Genomic DNA, 24795 nt, shown 5'->3' with positions numbered 1-24795 from the left:
GTTTTTTTATCCGACAAAGGTTTGTAGCTCATTTAGTTCTCCTACTTCTGGAATTGTCTCTAGATCGTAAGCGGATGGTAGCAGCTTTCCAACTTGCTTGAGCCAATTAATTATTGTCGTGTGATGCAGGTCTTTGACTCTCTTGCTCGCACGAAAACCCATCCCATTGACATATATTTTTAGGTATTGATATTTAACTTCTTGCGCGTAACACTGCTGGGTTTGATAGCAATCTCTAAATTGCCTGCCACAGTCAACACAAATATAATTTTGATTGCCTTTATTAGGCGCATTTTTATTAACATTAGTTGACTTATCTTCAGGAAATTTCATTGGCTTTGACTTTCAGTTAATTGGTTTTTGTGACTCGCTCACTCGCTCTATGGTACCTCAATTCAACAACGCCAGGAAAAGATTGGCGATGTTCAAGGGAAAGCTGCTAATTTGCACCAACTAGCAGGAATTTATGTGGATCAAGGAGAAGTAGTCAAGGCGATCGCACTTTATGAACAATCTCTCGAACTTCAGGAAAAGATTGGCGATGTTCAAGGGAAAGCTGCTACTTTGCGCCAACTAGCAGGAATTTATGCCAAGCAAGGGGAAGTAGCCAAGGCGAGCGCACTTTATGAACAATTTCTCGAACTTCAGGAAAAGATTGGCAATGTTCAAGGGAAAGCTGCTACTTTCGCAATGTTAGGAAGGTTGTTAGCAGATAAGAAGGAAAATTTTGATAAAGCCTTGAATTATTTACAGCAATCTTTGGACATTTTGCAGCATTTGCGATCGCCCGACGCGGAGAAAGTGAGGCGAATTATTGCTGAAGTTCAGCGGATGGCTGATGGCTGAAGAAAGTTTAGCCCGATTCTCTGCTGCGCGAAACCAGCCTGCGGCAATCTGAAATCTAAAAAATCCTACACAAAACGTTACATATTTGTTACCATCGGGGCGAGTATGTTCTCAGCAGCCCCTCTGTTAACCTTCTAAACTAACCGTTATGAGTCAACCTCCCTCAGCAATTCCCGCCTCAGAAGAGTCCGCCGAAAACCAGACAGCGCCGACAAACAATGCACCTCCACCGAGTTATGTCAAGCTGGCGATGCGGAACATGGTTCGCAAGCGGGCGACTTCTCTGTTTCATTTTGCTTTGACAGCCGCCGGACTTTTGGGCGTACTCGTCGGTTTGGCTTTTCTCGATCGCTATTTCAATTCTTAATCCGGGATTCCAACAATCAGCCTCTAATTTCTGCTGATGTTTTTGATCTTTCTTAATCGGGAGTTAAGCTGATTGTTCTGCCTGCCTGTTGCAATCTCTAACAGATTACTGTATCTTTCCAGCAACAGCAAAATCCCCTGCCGTTCGATCGCGCAATTGGAATTTGTAAAAAAATTGAATATATCCCTTGACAGGAGAGCAAAAAAATGTTAATAGAGGTGAACGTCGAAGACTGTTACGGGCTCGCCCAGCAGTCAGCCGACGCTTCCAACCTCCCTGAGAGTGCAGCCAGCGGGGAGATTTCAGCCGAAACCTGGGAAAATTGGTTTAGCGTTTGGCTGGAAAACCAGGAAGAGTATGTGCCAGTCGCTCCGGGCTACGAAGTCAGTCTGCGTTTAACCGCCGATACGGAGATGCAAGCGCTCAACCTCCAGTACCGCCAGCTCGATCGACCGACTGATGTACTAGCTTTCGCATCTTTAGAGGTAGACTGTCCTCAGCTAGAGGAAATGCAGTCATCTGAACCCCTATACTTGGGTGATATCGTCATCTCGATCGATACAGCTAACCGACAAGCCCAGCAGCAAGGACATCCCCTGAAGACCGAACTAGCTTGGCTGGCAGCCCACGGTTTTCTGCATCTTTTGGGCTGGGATCACCCGGATGAAGAAAGTCTGACTCAAATGCTCGATCGACAAGAAACATTGCTGCGGGCGATCGGTCTCACGATCCAAACAGCATAACTGAAGTTGATGGTTATTTAACAAATCATGTCAAGCCCAACATAACTTTCTGAAATTAAACCAAAACTTTAGTAAAAACTTAGAAAAGTTACCTAGACTTGATGAAGTTAATTTCAAAAGTTTAGCTTTCATTCATCTCTGTAAATTAAAGTTGGTTCTTTATGACACTAGATAGACCCTCAATTTCATCACAAATCGCACAGTTTCTGCCCATGCCTCAAGACTCTTCTAGCCAGACAGTCCAGGAGCCGAAAAAAGCCTTGAAATACAACCGAGAGCTGTCCTGGAAAATCGCATCTAGCTTAGCTACGAGTTTTAGATACGCTTGGGGGGGTCTGAGTTATGCTTTTGAAACTCAGCGCAATTTTCGGATTCACACAGTTATAGGCACTTTGGCGATCGGGCTCGGCCTATTTTTGCAACTCAAACCTGTAGAAATATCTGTGATCGGCGTCACCATTGGCATAGTTTTAGCAATGGAACTGTTGAATACGGCGATCGAATCGGTGGTAGACTTGACAGTCGGGCAATCTTATCACGAACTAGCCAGAATTGCCAAAGACTGCGCTGCCGGAGCAGTTCTGGTATCGGCAATGGCTGCGATCATCGTCGGTACTGCACTTCTGCTTCCTCCTTTGTGGGCAGTCGTTCAAATTGCGATCGGCCGTCAGTAACTTATTGGGCGATGGCAAATTTTAGGTTTTAGATGACCAATTTGAGATTTTTAGTTTTATTCGTCTATATTGCAGCTATTTTTATCTTCGGCATCTATCTAAAATCTTGAAACCCTTGCTTTCAGGGAGCGAGTTAACCTAAAATCTAAAATCTAAAACCTAAAATCTAACTTAACCCGTGATTATAGTCATCGATAACTACGACAGTTTTACATACAATTTGGTACAGTATCTAGGAGAACTAGGTGCTGAATTGCCTGTAGCCAGCGAAGTGCAAGTCTACCGGAACGACCAAATTTCCTTAGCAGAAATTCGCCAATTGCAGCCGGCAGCAGTGGTGATTTCTCCTGGCCCGGGGCGGCCGGAAGATGCGGGAATTTCTCTGGAATTAATCAAAGAATTGGGCCCGACTTTACCAATTTTAGGCGTGTGCCTGGGACATCAAAGTATCGGTCAAGTATTTGGCGGGAAAATTGTTTCTGCACCCGTGTTGATGCACGGCAAAACTTCTCAGGTAGAACACGCAGGAGTCGGAGTTTTTCAGGGCGTGGAATCGCCGATGATTGCAACTCGCTATCACAGTTTGGTAATTGAAAAGCAGAGTTGTCCAGAAGTTTTGGAAATTACCGCTTGGGTTGAAGACGGAACTATTATGGGTGTGCGGCATCGGGAATATCCGCACATTGAAGGTGTACAGTTTCACCCGGAAAGTATTTTGACGACTTCGGGAAAGCAATTATTACGAAATTTCTTGGAACGGCTTTAGTTGGGTTTTGAATTTTGAGTTTTTCTCTGAATCTTTCGGGTGCGTAATGCGAACCTGACGGTTGAAATTATCTAACTTTGTAGGGCGCGCAATGCGAACTTTACGGTAAAACTATGGTGCACATTTTCGCATCTCAGGCGCCCACAAAAGGATACAAGCCCCCGAAAATCGTTGTGGTGATCCCCAAATTTTAGACGAAAGTTCCATATCCCAGATTCATCTGTGGAGTAAATCTAAAATCTAAAATCTAAAATCTAAAATCTAAAATCTAAAATCTAAAATCGACTGGCGGTGTTTTGTGGTATAACAACAGACGACCAACACCCGACAACCCCAACCACAAGATGAAACGGCGACAATTAATACGTTACGCACAGACGGGTTTGCTAGCAGCTTTCTTCACTGGTTTGCCATCTGGATGGGAAAGCTATCAAGCTCAAACTGCTGATTCTTTGTCGATTCAGTGGTTGGGCCACACTTGCTTCTTGTTCTCCGGAGGCGGTGCGAGGGTGCTGGTGAATCCTTTTCGCCCCCTGGGCTGTACCGCAGGCTATCGCTCTCCTAAAGTGCCTACAGATTTGATTCTGATTAGCAGCCGATTGCTCGATGAAGGGGCGATCGACGGATTTGCGGGCAATCCCGGCCTTTTGTACGAACCAGGGGCTTACAGGTCTAACGGGCTGCGGATTCAAGGGATTCGGACGGAAAAAGACCGTGAGGGAGGAAGGCGATTTGGGGTCAATGTGGCTTGGCTGTGGCAGCAAGCGGGCGTTAAGATTTTACACTTGGGCGGAGTTGCTGGCCCGATCGGCATTGAAGAACAAATCTTGATCGGGCGGCCCGATGTAGTGCTTATTCCCGTGGGCGGCGGGCCGAAAGCTTACACTCCGGCGGAAGCGAAGCAAACTTTGCAACTTCTCAAACCGAAGATGGTGATTCCTACACATTTCAAAACCCAAGCCGCCGATGCTGCTGCGTGCGATTTGGTGCCGCTAGATGAATTCTTGGCGCTGATGGATGGTACGCCGGTGCGCCGATTGAATAATGACACGATTTCGATCAAATCTGCTGACTTACCCCAAACTGGTTCGGTGATTGAGGTTTTGAGTTACAGATTTAGCGGTTGATGCCAGATTTATTAGCTTGCGTTATAGTAAGGAAGTTTTGGTCGATCGGGGATGCAAGAGAAATTTCTCTCTACCTTAGCCTCTGGCAACCTTGCCTTTTGTCGAGATTTGGCTAACATAACAATTCATGTTCACTGTTTTATCTCATAAGGAAATGCAAGCGCAATGAAAAATCAAAATTTACCTAGTTGGATGAAACAACTCACAGGTTTCGCAGGAATAATCGGCGCTAGCGCGTTAATCGGTTTCCCGGCTTGGGCTCACATCACCTCCAACACCAATGTTGCTAATGCAACTCAAACTTCACAAGTTGCAGGAAAAGTTAAAACCGCTGCTTCACCGGCACCAACTTCCGCTTCACCCGCACCAACTTCCGCTGCTAAGGATATTGTTGCTATTGCATCGGGCGACCCTCAATTCAAGACGCTGACAAAGGCTTTGGGAGCAGCAGACTTGGTTGCAACTTTACAAAGAAAAGGCCCTTTCACTGTTTTTGCACCGACAGACGCGGCATTTGCTGCTTTGCCAGAAGGAACTGTGGAGAATTTGCTCAAACCGGAAAACAAAGCCCAACTTACTAAGATTTTAGCTTACCACGTTGTTCCTGGTTCGGTTGTATCTACTAGCCTGAAATCCGGCGATGTTAAAACTGTTGAAGGCAGTTCGCTGAAGGTGGCAGTTAGCACAGGCAAAGTTACTGTCGGCGGCGCTAATGTTGTGAAAGCTGATATCAAAGCTAGCAACGGCGTTATTCACGTAATTGACAAGGTGCTGATGCCCCCTGATGCGAAGTAAGACTAGCGGCTTTTGCATCAATTGATGTCAGATTCGGTTAAATGAAGGCGAAGTAAGGACACAACATTGTTGTGTCCTTATTTGTATGGCAGGCAATCCAGAATTAATACAGATAAAGCTTTAGCTAGCTGTGGGGACTGGCAAAAATGGCTGCCAACCCTTACCCCGGTAGCCAAAATCGAAGATTTCGGGATGGAGAATTTCTGCTAAAATTTCTAACGAATCAACCAATCTCGGCCCCGGTCGATTAAAGTAAGAATTGCCGTCAGTTATGTAAACTTTCCCAGTTTTTACTGCTTGCAAATTAGCCCATTCTGCGTATTTAGTTATCTGCATTGCTTCGCTGCGAGTGCGGTTTAAATCAAAGCCGCAAGGCATGAAAATAATTACATCGGGATTAGCTTCTACTAAAGATTCCCATTTTAACCAAGGGGAATGTTCCCCGACAATTCCAAACAGCGAATTGCCTCCCGCCATTGCGACTAATTCGGGAATCCAGTTACCTGCCGCCATCAAAGGCTCAATCCACTCGATGCAAGCTACTTTGGGAAGTCTCTCTTTTGTGGTAATAAAAGTGGATGCTTGTGTTTTCGAGGTAATAGTATCGATGCGGGATAGCAAAAGGTCGATCGCACTTTTGCCATTTACGCCCAAAGCAGCAGCAACTCGCTGAATATCCGTCCAGATTTCTGCTAGCAGATTCGGCTGCAAAGAAATAATTTCTGGCTTGCTATTTACCAGCGTGCTTACCGCTTGTTCAACCTCTGCTAGAGAACAAGCGCAGACTTCACATTGAGCTTGAGTAATAATGTGAGTTGGCTGCAATTTTTCCAAAGTATCTATTTCTACTTTATAGACACTCAGCGCATTTTGCAACAATTCTGTCACGCGGTTGTGAATTTCGCTGCTAGTTCCTTCGGGATTGAATTTAGGCTGAGTGCAAACAGGTAAATTTTGGATTTCTGGGGGATAATCGCATTCGTGGGAACGACCCACAATTGCATCGGTTAATCCTAAAACTGCTACAATTTCGGTGGCACTGGGAATTAAAGAAACAATTCTGAGTTGGTTCATTGATTTTCGGTTTTTTACAGATTTATCAGCACAGGCGTTACAGATTTATCAGCACAGGCGTTACAGATTTATCAGCACAGGCGGCACGCCCGTGCCACAATAAAAGGGATTGTTAAACTTTCAACTTTTTTAAGTATTGCAAATCTTGCCATGCTTGAATGAGATTACCTTGCATCAGAGCCGCGACACCGTTTAAAACTCTAATTTCCGGTAGATTGGAGTTGAGAGCGAGAGCAGGTTTTAAGGCTGTTTGAGCGGCTTTGGGATGCCAGCCGTACAGGTGTACGAAAGCGAGATAGGCGTAAGCGTAAGGGTTTTGTGAGTCGAGTTGAGTGACTTTTTCTAAGGCGGCGATCGCACTTTTGACATTCTGCTGCAATACCCGAGAAAATGCCAAAGCATAAGCCAATTCTAGATTATTGGGTTCTTGCTGCAACCGATATTCTAACGCTTGTTCCGCTTGCACGGTATAATCTTGAATTGGATCGTACTGATTGATGCGCCCAATCTGCTCGAACACCGGTTCTAAACCGGGCAATCCTTTTGGTAAATTAACCGCCATCGCCCGCAATTGAGTCACCAAATCTAACTCAGGCTTATCTGTATTATCCTCGTTTCCAGGCTCTGCCTTGGAACGCATATCCAGAGGATCTGTCTCGATATTAACACTAATTGCCGGCACATTAATCGGATAAGTTTCGCCGGTTTTCCGATTTAGATAAGTAGCTTGCAGATTGTAAGTTCCCGGTGCAATATTAGCAGGAGGAAGCATCGCCGTGCGATCGACAACTCGAAACCCCACAGCAAATTTATCCGCTTCCAGAATCCCCGGATGCAAAGTCCCCTGGCCGATCGCGCGATCGTGTAAAATCCTGAAAGTCTGTCCCGGTGGAATATCGCCAGACTGCTGATTTTGCCACGTTACCAACACTAAACCAGACTGCAACTGCTGCCAAGGCCCAGACCAAGTATAAGTAACCGGCAACGCGACTCCGGGAACAGCTTTTGCCGCGACAGTAACTCGATCTAATTGTACTTGCGATCGCGCTTCATTCAACGGCTGTATTTCTACAGGCTGCACTCGCTTGCGATAAAGATTTAAATTAGTATAATCGGGCAAAATCCAAGTTTTATCTAACTCAAATTTATCACCTTTTTCAATTGCTGTAACTGCTGCATTTTGAGCTTGTTTAATACGTTCGCGAATCGAACCTTGGGGGCCGCTTTTAGTTACAAACCAAGAGAGTGATCGCACATCTTGCGGCACGTCTTTTAAATTCGTTCCCACCTGCCGCCCGTAAACCTGAAAATTCACCAAAGCACCGTAAAAATTCAAATTATGCTGGTTAATTTCCGGCGTCGAAGGCAACACGCCTAAAGTAGATTGTAAATAAGGTTCCCTATCAATAATTTCTGCAATTACCTCTCGGTGCGGCCACTCTTTCCCCAAGTAAGGATAGTGAGAATTGCCGGGACTGATAATTTGAACTAAGCTATGTCCCAAAGCACCTCCCAGCGGCCACATATGGAACAGCATCGCCAGAATTGCCAAGCCAATTGTACCCCAGCGAATTTCTCGTCCCCACCGAGAAGGCCACAGCGTTAAACAGTAGGCTAAGAAAATAGATAAAACTGGCAAATAAGGTATACCATATCGGTCGTCTTTGTTAATATTTAGAGAATTAATTAAATAAGCTCCTACCCAGAAAACAGCCAGCCAGCGACAGGAGTTGAGATGCAAGATTGACGAACTATCTTGCCGACGACGCCAATAAAGTATTAATCCTACTAAGGGAACAAGTAACAGAGGCCAAGAAATGTGTTCCGGTAAGTGCTTACCGTAGTAAATCCAAGCGTCGATCGTATTGAGGGCCGGATCTCCTTCGGCGATCGCAGAATCCAGCGTTGCCCGTTTTCCCCCGGTCAAAATTAACAGCCAATTGGTTTTAGCCCACGGGCCAAACACCGCCACCGACAGCAACAAACTACCTGCTAATTGAGCCAATCTTCCCCAAGCTTTTTGCCGCACAGCACCCACAGCCAGCCACACAATCGGGGTAAACAGAAATAATACGGTAGTGTGTTTAACTAATATTGATAAGCCGAGAGAAATTCCAAAGGCGATCGCCCAAAAGAAAGACGACGGGGAGAGTGGGAGAGTGGGGGAGGGGGAGAATTTATACTTTTTCTTTGTTCGTTCCTCCAACAGAGTTCTATCGGTTGCATCCGTTACATCCGTTACATCCGTTATAAAATCCGTTGCCGAACTTCCTTCTTCCTTCTTTCCTTCAGAAGCCTTCCACATTGTCAGACAATAGAAAGCAAAAGTAATCGCCGCAGTGAGGGGATAGTCGAGCAAAAATTGCAAGCGGAACCGATAAAGTCCCGGTAACAAAACGCAAATTGCAGCGGCCCACAAACCAACTTGCCGGTTAAAGAGTTGGGCGCCCAGACTGTAGACTGAGGCGAGGAGAATTGCACTAAATAATAGATGAACGAGGGTTGCCCGATCGCCCCCAGTACCGAAAACTTGAAGAAACGGAACGGTTAAGATGTATGCCAAGGGCGGAATTTTCGTCGAAAGCAGCCAGAAGTTTGTCCACCACTCCCCGGAAAGCCACTGAGGATGCTGCAACGCCTGCAAGTATTTCAGGGTGCTAGTCAGGTAGTCTGCTTGATCCCACGCCGGGACAGATCGATCGAGGGCAAACCAGAGGCGATCGCTAATTGCCCCCAGCAGCCAAATTATGCCTAAGACAAGCAGACTCTTGCCCTCGCTGTCCCGATGTTGCTGTGCCATTGCGATTGTTAGATTTGAGGTTGCAGCTTTTAGCTTACAGGCGGGCGGTTCCGGGCGATCGAAAATTAATTGAGAAAAGTGCTTGCTAAATTCTGTATGTGTCTGCTAAGATAGTAAAGCGCGAAAAAACAAGCCGGGATAGCTCAGTTGGTAGAGCAGTGGACTGAAAATCCACGTGTCACGAGTTCAAGTCTCGTTCCTGGCATCGCAAAGCCCTCACCAAGTTGAGGGTTTTTTTTTAGGAAAAATGCGGGCAATGCAGCTAATCAAGATGTAGGTTTGCCGATGGGGGGGGTGACAACCCCGCCGGAAACCCAGACAGAGCTAATATTTGACCGACTTGTGCTAAAAAAACATAGGTCATATCAATTCCGGTTGCACGAGCCAGATGACTGTTGACTGTTGACGGGCGGGTCGAAAAACTGAATGATGGTTGAGTGTTGTTGACTCGATTTTACGCCCGACGATGAAGCGCGGATTTGAGATCAGAAAAAAATTACACTCGAGTGTAATTGTCAGATTAATAAGTCCAGTTTTGCTTGGTCTGCAAACTATAGGTTCCATCTTTCACATTCACCCGCTCAGGAATCAGATCTAAATCTCTAAATATATTTGCCTGGTGCTGTAGGGCAGTGAGCGATTGGTCGTCGATCGGGATAATAGCGCGCTCCGCACTACGTCGCTGTAAAATTTCTACAATGGATGGATCTATTTCATGGTGTTCTGCCAATCGCACAGCAGCTTCTAATTCCTGTTTCTTAGCCCAAGCTCCAGCTTCGTTTACCTCTTCTAAAATCACCTTGAGCAAGTCGGGATAGTCGCGTACCAACTCTGGAATCGCGTAGTAATAGGTCGGAACTTCTAAAGAGGCTTTGTCACCAAAGATGCTCTCTAAGTCTGCAATCGAGCGCCCTGGATAAGCACTTCGGACTTGAGTTGTCGTGTAGGGAACCCAAATCACCCAAGCATCCACCTCACCCGCGCGGAATAGGGGCAGCGCCTGTGGCTGGGTCAGATAAATTGGCTCAATGTCACTAAACTCTAATCCCACTTTTGCCAGTGCTCGCACCAGCACATAATGAGCGCTTGAGCCTTTGTCAAAAGCTATCTTTTTACCCTTCAGGTCGGCAACCGTCTGAATTGGCGAATTTTCTGGTACTAGAATCGCTTGACCTTTAGGAGCAGTATATTTTTCTTTAGCCACCCGCACAAACACATGATCTGCTGCTTGAGAGAAGATGCTGGCCGTACCACCGCCGCCGCAGAAATCGATCGTCCCATTGCTTAATGCTTCTATCAGAGCAGAAGCTGATAAGAAGCTTGTCCAAGTAACAATCAGCCCAAATGGTCGCAAACGGCTTTCGAGCAAACCTTGAGCACGCAGGACTTCCAGATTCGTCATACCCTCTGGATAACCGATTTTGAGTTGCTTGAGCCGCCGCGCTTGCTCAGCTAAGGGTGTATTGCCCGAATGAGCAGAACGATTAGAAAACCAGCGATCCAAAACGACACAGAAAAGTATGCCCCCCACAAACAGTCCCACTGTTTCCAGTAACCGGATTGTTGAGTCTTTAGACAATTTGACCTGATTTACCTGACTAATGACTAGAGGGGAGAGTACATTGCCAGAGGCAGAAGTGGCAACAGCATGACTGTCAAAAGCCAGACTCAAGACTAAAACCAAGACCAGGCCGATACAAAACAGACCTACAAACCGATAGGTGGCCGATATACGAGTGGCCGAACTGAGCGACCGTAAGATATTGTGACCTGTGCCTCTAGGCACACGGTCAATCAAACGGCTAATCATAATGACTCCTTTGATAAACACAGGTGATGGACATTCTGGGATGAGTTGAAGCTCCGGGATCAATTCAAAGCACCGCTTGATACGGATAAACTACCAAATTTGCTCGCTTGTTACACCCAATATGCGATACTCACATTATCATATCGAGATTATGGTGATTTTTCACGACGGTTGAGAAATCAGTAGTTTCGGCGATGGGATAGGTATTGAGTGAGAGACGGTAATGGATTGGTTAATTGCAACAATTAAGATTGGACTGGCTGTTGCTGTCGCAACAACGTTTGACGACAACATTTATCTGACGGCCTTCTTCAGTGAGGTTAATCGTACTTTTCGTCCTAAACACATTGTGGTGGGTGAGCTTATAGGGTTCACGGCATTAATCACGGTAAGTTTAGTTGGTTTCTTGCTGGGGCTAGCAATTCCGTCAACTTGGACGGGGTTACTGGGAATTTTGCCGATACTGATTGGCTTGAATAATTTACTCAACCTTAACAAGGATGATTCAGCCGAAGATAAGTCAGATAATCTAAAAAGAAACTCTAAATTTCGCGGATTTGATTCTCGGCAGCGATCGCTCTGGGAAATAATTCGCGATCCGCAAACTTATCGCGTTTCTGCAGTCACGATTTCTAACGGTGGTAACAATCTTGGTATCTATATTCCTCTATTTGCTAGTAGCAGTATTCAAAATCTGGCTGTGATCGTACCGATTTGCTATTTTATTGTTTGCTGCTGGCTGTTTATGTCCTATACTCTGACGCATCTACCTGGTATTGCTTTGGTTCTCAGCCGTTATGCGAGCAAGATTTTCCCTTTTGTGCTAATGTGGCTGGGTTTCAGAATTCTGATAGACAGCGAATCCTATCGTCTTTTTCTACCAAACACTTGACAGACAAAGGTGATCGAAGCATCGAAAAAATCCATGACAACAGTAGTATTTTCTGCGATAAAGGAATAAAAAAGACTTTAACATAATAGATGAATACCAAAAAAAGCTAGACCGTAATCCCAAATTAGTGGTCTATCAATTTAATCTCCTTGCCATTCCCTATCTTGCAGTTACTTTTGACAGAGTAGCGGCGTGGCTTCAATTGTTTGCCGGATTCCTATTGTGACTTCGCAGTTACTATGCAAGCAATCGATCGGGAGCAGTGGACTGAAAATCCACGTGTCACGACTTCAAGTCTCATTCCTGGCATCGCAAAGCCCTCACAAACTTGAGGTTTTTTTTAGGGAAAATACGGGCAATGCAGTCAATTATCGAACTCGATTTACCTGAAAGTTTAGCTTACGAGATTGATGAATCTGTTCGACCTGAATATTTAAAGCTGTGGAGAAGCGTTCAACTCCGACGAGAATAATTTGGAGAGTGAATTATTTAACTGTCTTATTTTTGAGTGAGGTACGCCGCTAGTTCTGGAATTTCACCGGCGCGCTGCCACTCGGTTTGTCCGCGCCGCACTTTGGTTCGGGCTGTGATTTCCTGAATTTCCCATAATTGCAATTTTGTATAGGGCCCCTTAGCTTCTCCGCTGCGAAACACATACCATTGGGCAACTTCAGGAGTTGGCTGGGTCGATGGTCTCACAGGTTTCATCCGATTCATTCCAGTTGTCGCTTTGAGCTGATTTAGCTCTTGTTCTACCGGATTCGGAGGCGGTGAGTTAGAATTGGGCGATCGCTTTTTCTTAGCCTCCGGCTTACCTCTAGCAATTTCTACTTCGCCGGGCCACCCCCAGAAATGCCACACCGCCACCCACACTAGCGCCACAGCAGATCCTAAAATCTCTTCTTGTGTTTCTGACCATTCTTTCGACTCTCCAAACAGCAGAAAACCGATCGCACCGAGTACGATCGCTATGAGGTTTAGGTAAATTAGGTTGGTCGTGTCGTTAGCGGCTAAGTGCCAACTGGTTGTGTGCCGAACAAAAGATTGGCTGGTGGCTGTCCTGTTGTGTTTCCACGCTTTGCGAGCTTGAATCCCGCCGTAACCAGGAGAGTCGGCGGGCCACCACGTCGCGCCCCAATTAACTAGATGCGCTGACCAATACTGCAAAGCTGCATATCCCACTATCCCGCTTAGCAGTACGCAAATAACTAACAGAAAGGTTGTCAGTGGCAGTAGCTGTATTGGCACTATTTCGGCCGTCGCAACAGTTAGCAGAAAAAACGGAGTACCAGTTAATACTGGAACTAACAAAAGTTCAAGTATCTTTAGAAGGTCTGCATAGAAAATCCATAAGAATTTAAGAATAATTTTAAGCAGCTTTGCAAAGCGGAAGTGATACAGGTAAGCAGATGCGATCGCAGTTCCTAGAATTAAAGCAATCAGCGCGCCCGAAGAGCTTCTGATCGGCAGCATAAAAAGGGCTGTCGGCGGAATTCCCATCACGATTGCTGCTGGCAGTGTGAGAAATGCTATAACGCCTTCCCGCCAGTGCTTCCAAGCCGATACAGTCGGCGGTTGCTGATTGTGTCGGCGAATTTCCACCCACTCTGCAAACTTGGTTAACCCCCAGTGATAGAAAGCAAATAACCAGATTTGGCACAACCAAGCAAGTACGATCGGAGATTCCCAGTCAGAGTTCCTGATGGTGTACCAGTACGTCCTTCTAAATCCGTAGGAATAGTAGTAAGCATTGGGCCACAGTAAAGAAACAATCAGCCAAAAGCTAATGCTTAAGGCAAACCCTCTGGCGCACGATGTAGGATCGGGGAGGAATTTCGGCCAATTATTCATGTTTGGGATAATTTGACGGGATCTCATCAATATTGTCCCATCGCGCCGATCGTTCTGGGCCGTGCGATCGTCCATAAAAATTGCTGCACAGTGCCGGATGTGCCAAGTTGATTAAAACTTTTTTTAAATAAACACTCGTACTCGTTATCCTGTTGAAGGGGATCAGTGCTCTGTGGGCATCCTAAAACTACGCGCGTGCGAAGCTATCCCGAACGCGCGTGCGGGCCCGTTGCGGTAGGGAATCGCTCCAGACAATCCCTTATCCCCTACAATAAACAAGCAATTATTATATTTTGAGTTATCCTGTGAGTCCTACTGCCGAAGTCAGCAATACCCTAAATGCGGGCGCTCTACCAACCGTTACCGCTACCGCAGCCCGCCGCGCTGTTTTTCCCTTCACTGCAATTGTTGGCCAGGAGGAGATGAAACTGGCGCTGCTGTTGAATGTCATCGATCCCAAAATTGGCGGGGTGATGATTATGGGCGATCGAGGTACTGGCAAATCTACCACAATCCGCGCCCTCACTGATTTGCTGCCGGAAATTGAGGTGGTGGCTGACGATCCTTTTAACAGTCATCCCACTGATCCAGATTTGATGAGTGATGAGGTGCGCGATCGCACTATGTCTCAAACGGAGATTAAAATCGCCCGCAAAAAAGTCCAAATGGTAGACTTGCCTTTGGGCGCTACCGAAGACCGAGTTTGCGGTACGATCGACATCGAAAAAGCTTTGTCGGAAGGTGTTAAAGCTTTTGAACCCGGTCTTTTAGCTAAAGCTAACCGTGGCATTCTGTACGTTGATGAAGTCAATTTGCTCGACGATCATTTAGTCGATGTTTTGCTCGATTCTGCAGCCAGCGGTTGGAATACTGTGGAAAGAGAAGGAATTTCGATCCGCCACCCGGCTAAGTTTATTCTCATCGGTTCCGGGAATCCAGAAGAAGGAGAATTGCGGCCGCAGTTGCTCGACAGATTCGGGATGCACGCAGAAATTCGGACTGTAAAAGACCCGAATTTAAGAGTGGAAATTGTCGAACAGCGATCGAGTTTTGACCAAAATCCGCCGGAGTTTCTCGCGAAATATCAGCACGAACAAGATGATATGCAGCAGAAGTTGGTGGAAGCCCAGGAAAGGTTGAAATCGGTAACTATCGATCGAGAGTTGCGGGTAAAAATCTCCCAAGTTTGCGCGGAATTGGACGTAGACGGGCTGCGGGGCGATTTGGTGACAAATCGGGCTGCGAAAGCTTTCACGGCTTTGGAATGTCGCACAGAGGTGACTGTGGACGATATTCGCCGGGTGATGACTCTGTGTTTGCGGCACCGATTGCGGAAAGACCCGCTAGAATCAATAGATTCGGGGTATAAAGTGACTAAAGTGTTCGATCGGGTATTCGGCCTAGAAACAACTGAGGGGTAATTAATAATTGGTAATTGGTAATTGGTAGTGAGGAAACATTTCCCAAATTTTTAATGCCTCCTTCCCAGTTCCAATTACTAATTCTGGCAATGGAAAAACGAATTTTAGGATTAGATCCCGGCTTAGCAAATCTCGGCTACGGGGCAATTTGCTGTCAAATTGTACCGGGCAAACAAGATAAAAATAGCGTTTCCATGATTGATTGCGGCGTCATACAAACAACGCCAAAACAGGAAATGGGACAGCGCTTGAAAACAATTTACGACGATTTGCACGAGGTAATTGAACAGATTAAACCTGATATAGCAATTGCCGAAAAACTGTTCTTTTACAAGATGGGAAATACCATACTTGTAGCCCAAGCGCGTGGCGTTTTGACGCTAGTATTGGCGCAGTGTGGAGTGCCGCTGTTCGAGTTTACGCCGGCTCAAATTAAGCAAGCTTTGACCGGCCGCGGTAATGCGGATAAATCTGAAGTGCAAGAGGCCGTGGCGCGGGAGTTAGAGTTAACTTATATTCCGAAACCGGACGATGCGGCGGATGCTTTGGCGGTGGCTTTGACGGGTTGGTACGATGATGATATTTGTCCGAAGAAAATACAGTTGGAAACAGAAAAAGTTTGATGCAATATCAAATCATGGGCAAATTAAGCACAAATCCGGGCAAGACATCTTCTCCCGATAAACTTACAGGAAATTGTACAACCTCTACTTCGCGAGAAGGGCGATAAATCTCCACTTTTTCGTCTAGAGGATTAATTAACCAACCCAAGCGTAAACCACTGTTTAGATACTCCTGCATTTTCTCCTGAAGCGGCCGCAGCGGATCTGGGGGCGATCGCAATTCAATGGCAAAATCAGGACAGATTGGCGGAAATTTCTCTTGTTCTTCTGCTGTTAAAGCAGACCATCTTTCTAAGCTAACCCAAGCCACGTCTGGAGCTCGATAGCCATTATTAGGCAAGCGAAAAAGTGTAGAAGAACTAAACACTCTCCCTAGCTGCGTTTTACGGTTCCACAAGCCCAAATCTGTAATTAAATAGGCTTTTCGATTGCCGCTAACTCCGCCTGCGGGTGACATAATAATGATTTCTCCTTTAGGTGTCCGTTCAAATTGCCAATCTCTATTCATCTGGCATAAACGGTAAAACTGTTCATCGGTTAGTTCGACAGTATCTAAGTTTAAAGTAACGATTGTCATTTTTCCTAACTCTCTATAAATATGAGTCCTGTCAACCTATTTTAGCGCCGCATTTGGTCAATTTTAACATCACTCCTCATAGCCCGGACTTAAGCTTTAATACGAGGGATTAAGCCCCAGCCCGACTCTTGCGAAGTGCAAAATATTATTTGAAAATGTAATTAAGTTCGATCGCCCAATTCCCACCTCCATCAAAAAATGCTATAATAGCAACTTTAATTGCTAAACTTATCCCGCCAACAGAGAACACAGGAAAATAATATGGTGATTATTACCTCACAACAAATTGCCCAATTTCGCTCGCAATTAGCGGAATATCCCGAAGCCCTAAAAGCCCTAGACGCAATCGAAGATTGCGAAGGCAACATCGAAGATGCAGCGATATCTCTAGCAATTCAAGCGGGACAAGAACCGAATATATCAGAAAATTGGTTAGACGGATTGGCCAAAAGATGCCGCGTTGCTATCTGCAAATCAGAGGTTAAGGAAGAGTTGACAAACGGACAATTGAATGCAGCATTTAGAGATTTAGTTGCCGCAAAAATTTGCCCTGATATTTTGGTGACTTCGGTGATTATTTATGTATTTAAAACTGGGGTGAATGAGTTTTGCGAGCCTCTCGAATATAAACTGTAAAGCCATAGCTGCATTTAAAAATTAGGTGAAGCAAAGCTATCCCGAAGGGTAGGGAATCGCCCTCATTTCTCAAAACATGATACAACGAGGCGATCGCACTTTTTCTCTACCCCTTTGCACTACTGTACCCAGCCGGCCTCAAATCCGGCGACAAACCCAAAGATTTCCCCAGCAAACGAGCAAGTTGCACTAAAAAATTAGCAGTATCTTCGTCACCTTCGCGCGCCATTGAAGCCGATATCTGGATTAGCATTTGCACAAATCCCGCATCAATTAAATCGGAACAGGAACTTAAGACCTCTGGTTCTTGGCCGTTGGGACAGGTAAGCACTCGCTCGATTAAGTTCAAATAAGCCTCTTGACGTTCTGGATTCATTTTGGCAGGAGCTTTACAGTAAATAATTTATTATTACGTTTAACTCACTCCTGTCAATCAGGCGATAGAATAAGCGATCCCCGTTTTTACTCTAGAAACTCCATTCAGTCAGGAATAGACAGAAGCTTAAAGAAAATCTTAAGTTTCTCCATGCTAGTTTAGTCGAGGTAAGCTGGCCCGATGCGCCCCCTAGAATGCAAGCTAAGCTGCGCCAATAATAACCCTAAGATCCAAGGGAATTAAGAATATACAAAATGAAAATAGGAATATTTTTAGGAAATCTAGGAAACCCCGCCATCTACTATCCCAAACTTGCCCCAATTACCGGCGGAGTCGCGGCAAGTATTTTTCTTTGCCAATTATTGCAATGGCAATCACAACAGTCCAACTCCGGCGAATGGGTGAAAACCAACAGCAGCGAAATTGAAAAAGCTACTGGTTTAAATCGCGAAGAACAAGAACTCGCGAGACGCCTGCTCAAAGTGCGATCGCTCCTGAAAGAAAAATTAACAAATCCCAACACGGACACCCTAGAACTCTGGGCGGACATTGACGCTTTCGAGGAAAAACTCAATAACTTTTGGACACCGAATCCGCCAGATATTATAACAGAGATAAGGCGCGAAAGTCACAATCACCCTGTAGAAATCTTCCGCGAAACATCACCCCCAAATCATGTAGTTAAAACCGACAAATATTTCGGGCAACCCCGCCAACAAATAGCTGTGGCTGTCACCCCGAATTACCGATTTAGTGGCCCTTGGAATTCCCAAGAACAACTGCACAAGTTTCAGCGAGCTTTAGAAGCATATGCTCAAGAGCGTAATTTAGGATTTGGCAATCCTTCTGGATGGGCATTTAAAATTATTGACAGCATGACAAAAGGCTTAACCTCGACTTTTTGGGAGGAATTTATCGCCGGAATCCCTTTAGGAGAAAGTCAGAAAGTTAAGCGAGATTGGGAAATCGAACCGGAAGTGCCTTATCCTGCTTTTGAAGAAGAGCGAATTCAGTATTACGTGCACAAAGGCGAACCGCTGGAAGCAGCAGTCTCTAAAGCCCGTGCTGATTTGAGAAACCCGGTTTTGGGCAAAGATTTGTGGGAGGGATTTTTGCGAAAGTGCGATCGCCTTGCCGATGATGCACTCAAAGCAAAACAGCAGGGCGTTGACACACCATATCTGCCCTCTTCCTTCAACGAAAAACCGCCAATTACCAAGGATAGCGTCATGCGGAAATTAGGGGCGATCGCGCCTCAATTTGCCTTAAATCAATCCACATCTGAAATAATTCCTGAACCGCCAAAACTCGAACAAAAAGAGCCACCAACCGCCGCCGAAATCCCCAGTATTTCCTCTTTGCAAAAAGCTTACCAAACTCCTCTGGGCAGAAGTATAGTTGAAAAACAAATCGCTGCAAACCCCGACTGGGGGTACGAAATAGTAGACGGTGAAATAGTCGAATCCATCCCTTTTTAGTAAGCAAATATGAAACGAATTAGCGATATCAACCCGCTGGGAGAAGAGCGACCAACTCCTTCTGAGCAAGAGAGAGAAAAACTGCGGGGGGAAAGGTTGCAGCGAGAAAGAGATGAAGGATATCAAAAATTAGTTGAACTCTGCAATTTAGGCGAATATGACCTGGCCGAGCAGTTGGCAAATCGACATTTTAATTGGGGTTATGAAATAGTTGATGGAATTGTGATGGAAAGGATAGATTGTGATCGTCTTCAATAAGGTATGGTGCGTCGCTATGAGATTTTCGCTCGGATTTAAATATCTTCGATGGCGATGCACCCTACAACTTGATATGTTGTGGAACGGGCCGAAAAGCCTGTTCCTAAGAATGGTGTAAGTGGACTACCGCAATGTCTATGTTATAATTATAACTAAAAATTAAATAACTATTAAAATATGACGACAACTATTAATGCCAAAAACCTAACATTAGCAGAAGTACACCGTCTGTTCGGCTTTGAAAAGCACTACACTAACTCATTTACCTCTCTGTTATCCCTTGAAGATATCACAGAACACGAACAGCAGGAACTTATACAAATTAGGGATGACTTCGATGACTACATTTCAACGGATCGAGTTTCTGAAGGATTGGTAAAAGCTCTGACTACCTTTCCCCTAATGCGATTGGCTGGCTTCTACCGCCGCCCGATTAAAATTAGTTTAGAACAAGACATCGCCGAAATTAGCATTGAAGATGAAGATACAATCGTTAAAGGACGGTTTGATATCTTAGCTGTCAACAGGATAAAACCCATAAGAAGCGATACATATTTTTGGGTTTTGGTGATTGAAAGTAAAAATTCTGGAATCAACGCATTGATGGGTTTATCCCAATTGCTAACCTATGCTTATCAAAGTTTAAAATATCAAGACACAATCTGGGGTTTGACAACAAACGGAATGCACTATCAGTTCGTCAATATTCAGGGGGGCAATAACCCAACCTATCAGCTAATGCCTTTGCTAAACCTGATGGAACCCGACTCTTCAATTTTGTTGCTGCAAGTGTTAAAAGCTATTTGCAAACTATAAAAAAAGAGGCAGGGAAAATTCCCCGCCTCAAGTCGGCAATGACTGTTAACCTAAAAGTTAGATTAGCCAGCCAATACTTTTTAGTAGCCTCTGGTGTTAGGCTTGTGGACGATGAAGCTCAGCACTTGGCATTGCTTCACGTTGTCAAAACCCATGACGCGGATGTAGCAGCTAGGATTTTCTTGACGGCAAGCTTGAACTTCTGCCATGATTTCTTGGACGCTGCGAGCACCAAACAAAGGCAACTTCCACAGAGTCCAGTAGCGCATTTCAGCGGCAGAGGTTTCGTTGAATTCTACGCCGGGAATGTAGCCTTGATCCAGGATGTACTGGAGTTGCTTGGCAATTTGCGCGTCTGTCAGCGGGGGCAAATAGGACAGAGTTTCGTAACGACGCTCTTTAGGTAAAGTCTTCATTTTTTGTATCTCTAAGGTGTGTGTTCGATCGCACTTGTCGATCGATTAACTCGACAAATTATCCAGATTCGGTTCAGAATCTATTGATGTTTCAGGATTACTGCTAGAAACAGACCAATTAAGTTGCGTAGTTCGCTCTAAATGCTGGCGTCTGTGTTCCATATTCGCCTGTTGAATGCCAGTACAAACCATTTCTGGCAAATATTCTGTCACATCGTGAGCCAGATACTCTCGCACAGTCATGATCCGAAATCCTAAATCTTGATTTTCCAAAAGCAACTCTTGAATGTAAGCTTCTCCATCTTGGATTTTGCCCTTAGTGGAAAAATCATTCAACCAGATTGCCAGAGGAGGATTGGTTTCGCTCAACTGAGCGACCACCATCCGCACGGATTGATAGGTTAGGTAACTTGCCAGCACCTTAGCGGTGTCTTTCGCAACTTGTTTGAGATCCATTTTTGACCCCAGCTCCCTCAAATTTTAGATTTTGGATTTTAGATTTTGGATGCAAACTTACTTGTAAATCTTCTTCAAAGATAAAGACTTCCCAGCAAGTTTGCGACCTAAAACCTAAAATCTCAAACCAAAAATCCTTAAAGGGTATCCATTGCCTCGAACTCAAACTTGATTTCTTTCCAGAGTTCGCAAGCAACAGCGAGTTCAGGAGACCATTTGCAAGCTTCGCGGATCACGTCGCCGCCTTCGCGCATCAAGTTGCGGCCTTCGTTACGAGCTTGGACGCAAGCTTCCAAAGCAACGCGGTTAGCAGTTGCACCAGGTGCGTTACCCCAAGGGTGGCCCAAGGTGCCGCCGCCGAACTGCAAGCAGGAGTCGTCGCCGAAGATTTCCACCAAAGCCGGCATGTGCCAGATGTGGATACCACCAGAAGCAACCGGCATGACACCGGGCATGGAGGCCCAATCTTGGGTGAAGTAAATACCGCGGCTGCGGTCTTCTTCGATGTGGTCTTCGCGCATCAAGTCTACGAAGCCCATCGTGATGCCTTTTTCGCCTTCGAGTTTACCCACAACTGTACCGGAGTGCAGGTGGTCGCCGCCGGACATCCGCAAGCACTTGGCAAGCACGCGGAAGTGGATACCGTGGTTTTTCTGACGGTCGATAACTGCGTGCATGGCGCGGTGAATGTGCAGCAAAATACCATTGCGGCGGCACCATTTAGCCAAGGTGGTGTTTGCAGTGAAACCACCGGTCAGGTAGTCGTGCATGATGATGGGGGTTTTGATTTCCTTAGCGAACTCAGCCCGCTCCATCATTTCTTCGCAGGTAGGGGCAGTTACGTTGAGGTAGTGACCCTTGACTTCGCCGGTTTCTGCTTGGGCTTTTTCAATAGCTTCTTGAACGAACAAGAAACGATCGCGCCAACGCATGAACGGTTGCGAGTTGATGTTTTCGTCGTCTTTGGTGAAGTCCAAACCGCCGCGCAGAACTTCGTAAACGGCACGGCCGTAGTTCTTAGCAGACAGACCCAATTTGGGCTTAATTGTACAACCCAGCAAAGGACGGCCGTACTTGTTCAATTTGTCCCGCTCAACGGTAATACCGTGAGGAGGGCCTTGGAAGGTTTTCAGGTAAGCAATGGGAATCCGCAAGTCTTCCAACCGCAGAGCGCGCAGAGCTTTGAAACCGAACACGTTACCGACCAAAGAGGTCAGCAAGTTGGTGACGGAACCTTCTTCAAACAAATCCAAAGGATAGGCAATGAAGCAGATGTATTGGTTGTCTTCACCAGGAACTGGTTCGATGTCGTAGCAGCGACCTTTGTAGCGGTCGAGGTCGGTCAGGAGGTCAGTCCAAACAGTCGTCCATGTACCTGTAGAAGATTCAGCAGCCACAGCAGCGCCTGCTTCTTCTGGGGGAACTCCCGGCTGCGGTGTGACGCGGAAGGCAGCCAAAATATCTGTATCTTTCGGCGTGTAGTCCGGCGTGTAATACGTTAGTTTATAGTCTTGAACTCCGGCTTTATACCCAGCCTTTGATTGAGTTTGGGTTTGCGCGTAAGCCATATCTCGCTTCCTAGTATTCGCTTAATTTTTTTGCCCGATCGCAGGCTGTTAAAAATATATCAACAAAGTGTCACTCTGAAATTTTAATATTCTTTTAATCATCATAAGTATTATTTATTTTGCTTTACATTAGGCAAATATTTGTAACATATCTTATGAAAAGCCAGCGTCGAAGGATGCAGGAGGAAAGGCTGGGGATCGCAGAGTGGGGAGGAATTTCGAGCGAGCGAAATATATTGTGCAGCGAGCCGAACAGGGAATCAATACGGTTTATGTAAAGAATTTAATACTTAAAAATCAGAATTGGTAAGGGGTAATGGGCCAGGGGGAAGTAGTTAGAAATACCTAAAGTTGTGGTTGGGAGTTAAGATCGATCGCCCGATCGATCTCAACTACAATTCAGTATGTAGCAATCTAAAATCCAAAATCTCAAATCCCGTGACTCTGGGCCCGCCAACTCAAAAATCGACAGCATAGCACATAATATGGACAGGACTTGTGCTCTCAAACCAAATCCGTCATTACAGCCATTTAACCTCGCTGAAAACCGGGTTTCTGCGTTAGCAGCGCGTAAGTCTACTATGGATATTTAGCCCCATTTTTACTCTGGTTGTGCCTCACCCCCCTTCAAAAGCCGTTCACTGCATCAATCCAGATTGCCCAAGGCCCTACCCTCAGACTTGGGGCAACAATTTTTGTCATAGTTGCGGGGCTCCGCTGCGGCTAAAAAATCGCTACGTGCCTCTAGAAAGCCTCGGTTCCGGGGGTTTTGCAGCAATTTTCACAGTTTGGGACACAGAAACTGAAACCGAGCGCGTCCTGAAAGTGTTACTCGAAACTTCCGCGAAAGCCCTGAAACTGTTCGAGCAAGAAGCTTGGGTTTTGGCACTTTTGCGGCACCCTGGCGTCCCTAGAGTCGAGCCTGACGGTTATTTTCACGTCCAAACGCAAAATTTTGCAGGCGGGGATGGAAATCCTGCGGCGAAGCGGCTGCCTTGTTTGGTAATGGAAAAGATTCACGGCAAAACTTTAGAAGAGGTTCTCGACGAGCACCCTCAAGGATGTCCCCAGGAATGGGTGTTTAGTTGGCTGAGTCAAGCTGTGGAAATTTTAGAGGAGTTGCATAGGTGTCAAATTATTCACCGCGACATTAAACCCTCAAATTTGATGCTGCGAGACCCGGAATCGCCCCAAGTTTTGCTAAGCAAGGGTTTGGGCGGACTGCAATTGGTGACGATCGACTTTGGGGGAGTTAAACAGATGGGCGGTGTCGAATCCGCGGGAAAAGATTCTCCGAGTTCGACGCGGTTGATTTCGCCCGGGTACAGTCCGCCGGAACAAATTGTGGGAGGCGGTGTGGTGCCGGCGACGGATTTTTATGCCCTGGGGCGGACTTGTATTCATTTGCTGACGGGGAAGTATCCGGCGGAAATTGAAGATCCGATGACGGGGGAGTTGCGGTGGCGCCACATTGTAGCTGTGAGTCCGGCTTTGGCGAATTTGTTAGACGATATGGTGCGATCGAATGTGCAGCAGCGTCCGGCGACTGCTGGCGATGTTCGGGCGCGTTTGCAGGAGATTTATGCTAGGAGTAAGGGCAAAATCGCGTTAGCGAAGCCCTCGAAGAGGATCGCCCCAATGGGTCAAGCTATTGTAGAATTCTGCCGGCAAGTAGTGGTAACAGGGGCGCAAAAAACGGCAAATTTGACGGTTTTGCTGTTCGGCGCGATCGCCCAAATCGTGGTAGCTTCTCTGGATACGGGCTGGGAAATGGTGCTGGGTGCGGTTGGTGGAAGTGCGGGGGCGATCGGCGGTTTGGTTTTGGGTTATGCTTCGCCTATTGGCCCGGAAATTGCCAGTTTTCTGAACGAAGGTTTGCAGCAATTAATTCCTAACATGACTTTCGCTGTCGGGCCCGAAGTGCTGCTGTTTGGGTTGGCGGGGTTCGGAACTGCGATCGGTTTGACGGATGCGGGGAGTTTTCGCCAGCAAAAACAGTATTGGCTGTCTGGATTGATGGGAGCTCAGGGCTATTTGTTGGCGGGTTTGTGCTGGATGGAAGCAACAGCTTCTAGTGGTGTGGAGGGGGTTATTTTGGGAGCTTTTGCGATCGCCTCTATGACTGTGGGAATGGGTTTGCGGAGTCATCAATTAGTTCACGCTTTGGTAGTGGCTGTTTTCTCTACGGGAATGTTTCTGTTGCTGAATGCTTGGAACATTTTTCCGGGGAGTTTCTTTGGGATTTTGTCACTGTCTAACGTTACCTTCGGCTGGCTGCAAGTTTGGGGTTCAATTCTGTTTTTTGGTTTGTTGGGAAGTGCGATCGGGCTTTGTTTGGGCGTAAGTCATTATTTAGTTGTGCCCGTGCTCAGGTGGTTGGGCTGGCGGTAGAAATTAACACCACATCAGTATGCTAATCGAGTCG

24 protein-coding genes, 1 tRNA gene and 1 pseudogene are annotated in these 24795 nt (G+C 46.1%); 16 read left to right on the top strand and 10 right to left on the bottom strand.

Annotated features, from left to right (window positions below):
• Positions 1 to 9: 9 nt before the first annotated feature.
• Positions 10 to 333, bottom strand: a pseudogene (locus QUA90_RS24790) (IS1/IS1595 family N-terminal zinc-binding domain-containing protein); the annotation flags it as partial.
• A 111-nt stretch (positions 334 to 444) separates the two neighbouring features.
• On the opposite strand from QUA90_RS24790, the gene QUA90_RS24785 reads away from it, so the two are divergent.
• From QUA90_RS24785 to QUA90_RS24755, 7 genes are all read left to right on the top strand, one after another.
• Entirely contained in the window at positions 445 to 846 is a 402-nt protein-coding gene (locus tag QUA90_RS24785) for a tetratricopeptide repeat protein (RefSeq protein ID WP_333390706.1), read from the top strand.
• Between the two features lie 148 nt (positions 847 to 994).
• Positions 995 to 1213 (top strand): DUF3285 domain-containing protein, encoded by a 219-nt coding sequence (locus QUA90_RS24780; protein WP_333390709.1) that lies wholly within the window; start codon positions 995 to 997, stop codon positions 1211 to 1213.
• Positions 1214 to 1419: 206 nt separating this feature from the next.
• On the top strand, positions 1420 to 1956 hold the full coding sequence (gene ybeY / locus QUA90_RS24775) for an rRNA maturation RNase YbeY (protein ID WP_333390710.1): 537 nt from the start codon (positions 1420 to 1422) through the stop codon (positions 1954 to 1956).
• Between the two features lie 161 nt (positions 1957 to 2117).
• The gene (locus QUA90_RS24770) at positions 2118 to 2630 is read left to right on the top strand and encodes a diacylglycerol kinase family protein (RefSeq protein WP_333085282.1); all 513 of its coding nucleotides are present in this window, start codon (positions 2118 to 2120) and stop codon (positions 2628 to 2630) included.
• A 178-nt stretch (positions 2631 to 2808) separates the two neighbouring features.
• Positions 2809 to 3396, top strand: a complete 588-nt coding sequence (locus QUA90_RS24765) for an aminodeoxychorismate/anthranilate synthase component II (RefSeq protein ID WP_333240826.1) — start codon at positions 2809 to 2811, stop codon at positions 3394 to 3396.
• A 344-nt stretch (positions 3397 to 3740) separates the two neighbouring features.
• Entirely contained in the window at positions 3741 to 4523 is a 783-nt protein-coding gene (locus QUA90_RS24760) for an MBL fold metallo-hydrolase (RefSeq protein WP_333448194.1), read from the top strand.
• A 165-nt stretch (positions 4524 to 4688) separates the two neighbouring features.
• Positions 4689 to 5318: a fasciclin domain-containing protein gene (locus QUA90_RS24755; RefSeq protein ID WP_333331648.1), complete on the top strand. Its 630-nt coding sequence runs from the start codon at positions 4689 to 4691 to the stop codon at positions 5316 to 5318.
• Between the two features lie 120 nt (positions 5319 to 5438).
• Here QUA90_RS24755 and QUA90_RS24750 read toward each other — a convergent pair whose 3' ends face one another.
• Complete coding sequence (locus tag QUA90_RS24750; RefSeq protein ID WP_333448193.1) at positions 5439 to 6392, bottom strand: cobalamin-binding protein; 954 nt, start codon at positions 6390 to 6392, stop codon at positions 5439 to 5441.
• 112 nt (positions 6393 to 6504) lie between these two features.
• A complete protein-coding gene (locus QUA90_RS24745) occupies positions 6505 to 9192 on the bottom strand; it encodes a glycosyltransferase family 39 protein (protein WP_333448192.1) in 2688 nt (895 codons plus the stop codon).
• Positions 9193 to 9324: 132 nt separating this feature from the next.
• On the opposite strand from QUA90_RS24745, the gene QUA90_RS24740 reads away from it, so the two are divergent.
• A tRNA-Phe gene (locus QUA90_RS24740) sits at positions 9325 to 9397 on the top strand.
• 315 nt (positions 9398 to 9712) lie between these two features.
• On the opposite strand, the gene QUA90_RS24735 is transcribed toward QUA90_RS24740, so the two are convergent.
• Positions 9713 to 10771, bottom strand: a complete 1059-nt coding sequence (locus tag QUA90_RS24735) for an aliphatic sulfonate ABC transporter substrate-binding protein (protein ID WP_333085289.1) — start codon at positions 10769 to 10771, stop codon at positions 9713 to 9715.
• 454 nt (positions 10772 to 11225) lie between these two features.
• On the opposite strand from QUA90_RS24735, the gene QUA90_RS24730 reads away from it, so the two are divergent.
• Positions 11226 to 11894 (top strand): cadmium resistance transporter, encoded by a 669-nt coding sequence (locus QUA90_RS24730; protein ID WP_333390729.1) that lies wholly within the window; start codon positions 11226 to 11228, stop codon positions 11892 to 11894.
• Positions 11895 to 12392: 498 nt separating this feature from the next.
• On the opposite strand, the gene QUA90_RS24725 is transcribed toward QUA90_RS24730, so the two are convergent.
• Entirely contained in the window at positions 12393 to 13820 is a 1428-nt protein-coding gene (locus QUA90_RS24725; protein ID WP_333448191.1) for a DUF4339 domain-containing protein, read from the bottom strand.
• A gap of 230 nt (positions 13821 to 14050) precedes the next feature.
• Here QUA90_RS24725 and bchI point away from each other — a divergent pair, with 230 nt between their 5' ends.
• Both bchI and ruvC read left to right on the top strand, forming a co-directional pair.
• On the top strand, positions 14051 to 15166 hold the full coding sequence (gene bchI, locus QUA90_RS24720) for a magnesium chelatase ATPase subunit I (protein ID WP_333390877.1): 1116 nt from the start codon (positions 14051 to 14053) through the stop codon (positions 15164 to 15166).
• Between the two features lie 89 nt (positions 15167 to 15255).
• Positions 15256 to 15789, top strand: coding sequence for a crossover junction endodeoxyribonuclease RuvC (ruvC, locus tag QUA90_RS24715; protein ID WP_333328243.1), 534 nt, complete (start codon positions 15256 to 15258; stop codon positions 15787 to 15789).
• A gap of 7 nt (positions 15790 to 15796) precedes the next feature.
• Here the strand turns inward: ruvC and QUA90_RS24710 are convergent, their stop codons facing one another.
• Positions 15797 to 16366: a Uma2 family endonuclease gene (locus tag QUA90_RS24710; protein WP_333328240.1), complete on the bottom strand. Its 570-nt coding sequence runs from the start codon at positions 16364 to 16366 to the stop codon at positions 15797 to 15799.
• 261 nt (positions 16367 to 16627) lie between these two features.
• Here QUA90_RS24710 and QUA90_RS24705 point away from each other — a divergent pair, with 261 nt between their 5' ends.
• Positions 16628 to 17002: a hypothetical protein gene (locus tag QUA90_RS24705; protein WP_006632950.1), complete on the top strand. Its 375-nt coding sequence runs from the start codon at positions 16628 to 16630 to the stop codon at positions 17000 to 17002.
• A gap of 106 nt (positions 17003 to 17108) precedes the next feature.
• Here QUA90_RS24705 and QUA90_RS24700 read toward each other — a convergent pair whose 3' ends face one another.
• Complete coding sequence (locus QUA90_RS24700; RefSeq protein ID WP_190660572.1) at positions 17109 to 17378, bottom strand: hypothetical protein; 270 nt, start codon at positions 17376 to 17378, stop codon at positions 17109 to 17111.
• Positions 17379 to 17632: 254 nt separating this feature from the next.
• Here QUA90_RS24700 and QUA90_RS24695 point away from each other — a divergent pair, with 254 nt between their 5' ends.
• The 3 genes from QUA90_RS24695 to QUA90_RS24685 all read left to right on the top strand — a co-directional run bounded on the left by QUA90_RS24695 (position 17633) and on the right by QUA90_RS24685 (position 19930).
• Positions 17633 to 18856: a hypothetical protein gene (locus tag QUA90_RS24695; RefSeq protein WP_333448190.1), complete on the top strand. Its 1224-nt coding sequence runs from the start codon at positions 17633 to 17635 to the stop codon at positions 18854 to 18856.
• Between the two features lie 9 nt (positions 18857 to 18865).
• Positions 18866 to 19114 (top strand): hypothetical protein, encoded by a 249-nt coding sequence (locus QUA90_RS24690; protein ID WP_333328234.1) that lies wholly within the window; start codon positions 18866 to 18868, stop codon positions 19112 to 19114.
• Between the two features lie 177 nt (positions 19115 to 19291).
• Positions 19292 to 19930 carry a restriction endonuclease subunit R gene (locus QUA90_RS24685; RefSeq protein ID WP_333328231.1) on the top strand — a complete coding sequence of 213 codons (639 nt, stop codon included), beginning with the start codon at positions 19292 to 19294 and terminating at the stop codon, positions 19928 to 19930.
• An 80-nt stretch (positions 19931 to 20010) separates the two neighbouring features.
• Here QUA90_RS24685 and QUA90_RS24680 read toward each other — a convergent pair whose 3' ends face one another.
• From QUA90_RS24680 to QUA90_RS24670, 3 genes are all read right to left on the bottom strand, one after another.
• Positions 20011 to 20346, bottom strand: coding sequence for a ribulose bisphosphate carboxylase small subunit (locus QUA90_RS24680; protein WP_190745620.1), 336 nt, complete (start codon positions 20344 to 20346; stop codon positions 20011 to 20013).
• Between the two features lie 45 nt (positions 20347 to 20391).
• The gene (rcbX, locus tag QUA90_RS24675; RefSeq protein WP_333328228.1) at positions 20392 to 20802 is read right to left on the bottom strand and encodes a RuBisCO chaperone RbcX; all 411 of its coding nucleotides are present in this window, start codon (positions 20800 to 20802) and stop codon (positions 20392 to 20394) included.
• 137 nt (positions 20803 to 20939) lie between these two features.
• Positions 20940 to 22370 carry a form I ribulose bisphosphate carboxylase large subunit gene (locus QUA90_RS24670; protein WP_333045238.1) on the bottom strand — a complete coding sequence of 477 codons (1431 nt, stop codon included), beginning with the start codon at positions 22368 to 22370 and terminating at the stop codon, positions 20940 to 20942.
• A gap of 612 nt (positions 22371 to 22982) precedes the next feature.
• Between QUA90_RS24670 and QUA90_RS24665 the strand changes: the two genes are divergently transcribed.
• Positions 22983 to 24761 carry a serine/threonine-protein kinase gene (locus tag QUA90_RS24665; protein WP_333448189.1) on the top strand — a complete coding sequence of 593 codons (1779 nt, stop codon included), beginning with the start codon at positions 22983 to 22985 and terminating at the stop codon, positions 24759 to 24761.
• The last annotated feature ends 34 nt before the right edge of the window (positions 24762 to 24795 follow it).

This window comes from Microcoleus sp. D3_18_C4 (assembly GCF_036702355.1).
In the GTDB taxonomy this organism is placed as follows: domain Bacteria; phylum Cyanobacteriota; class Cyanobacteriia; order Cyanobacteriales; family Microcoleaceae; genus Microcoleus.
Note: the sequence above shows the minus strand (reverse complement) of the source record. Positions and strands in the feature narration are given on the sequence as shown.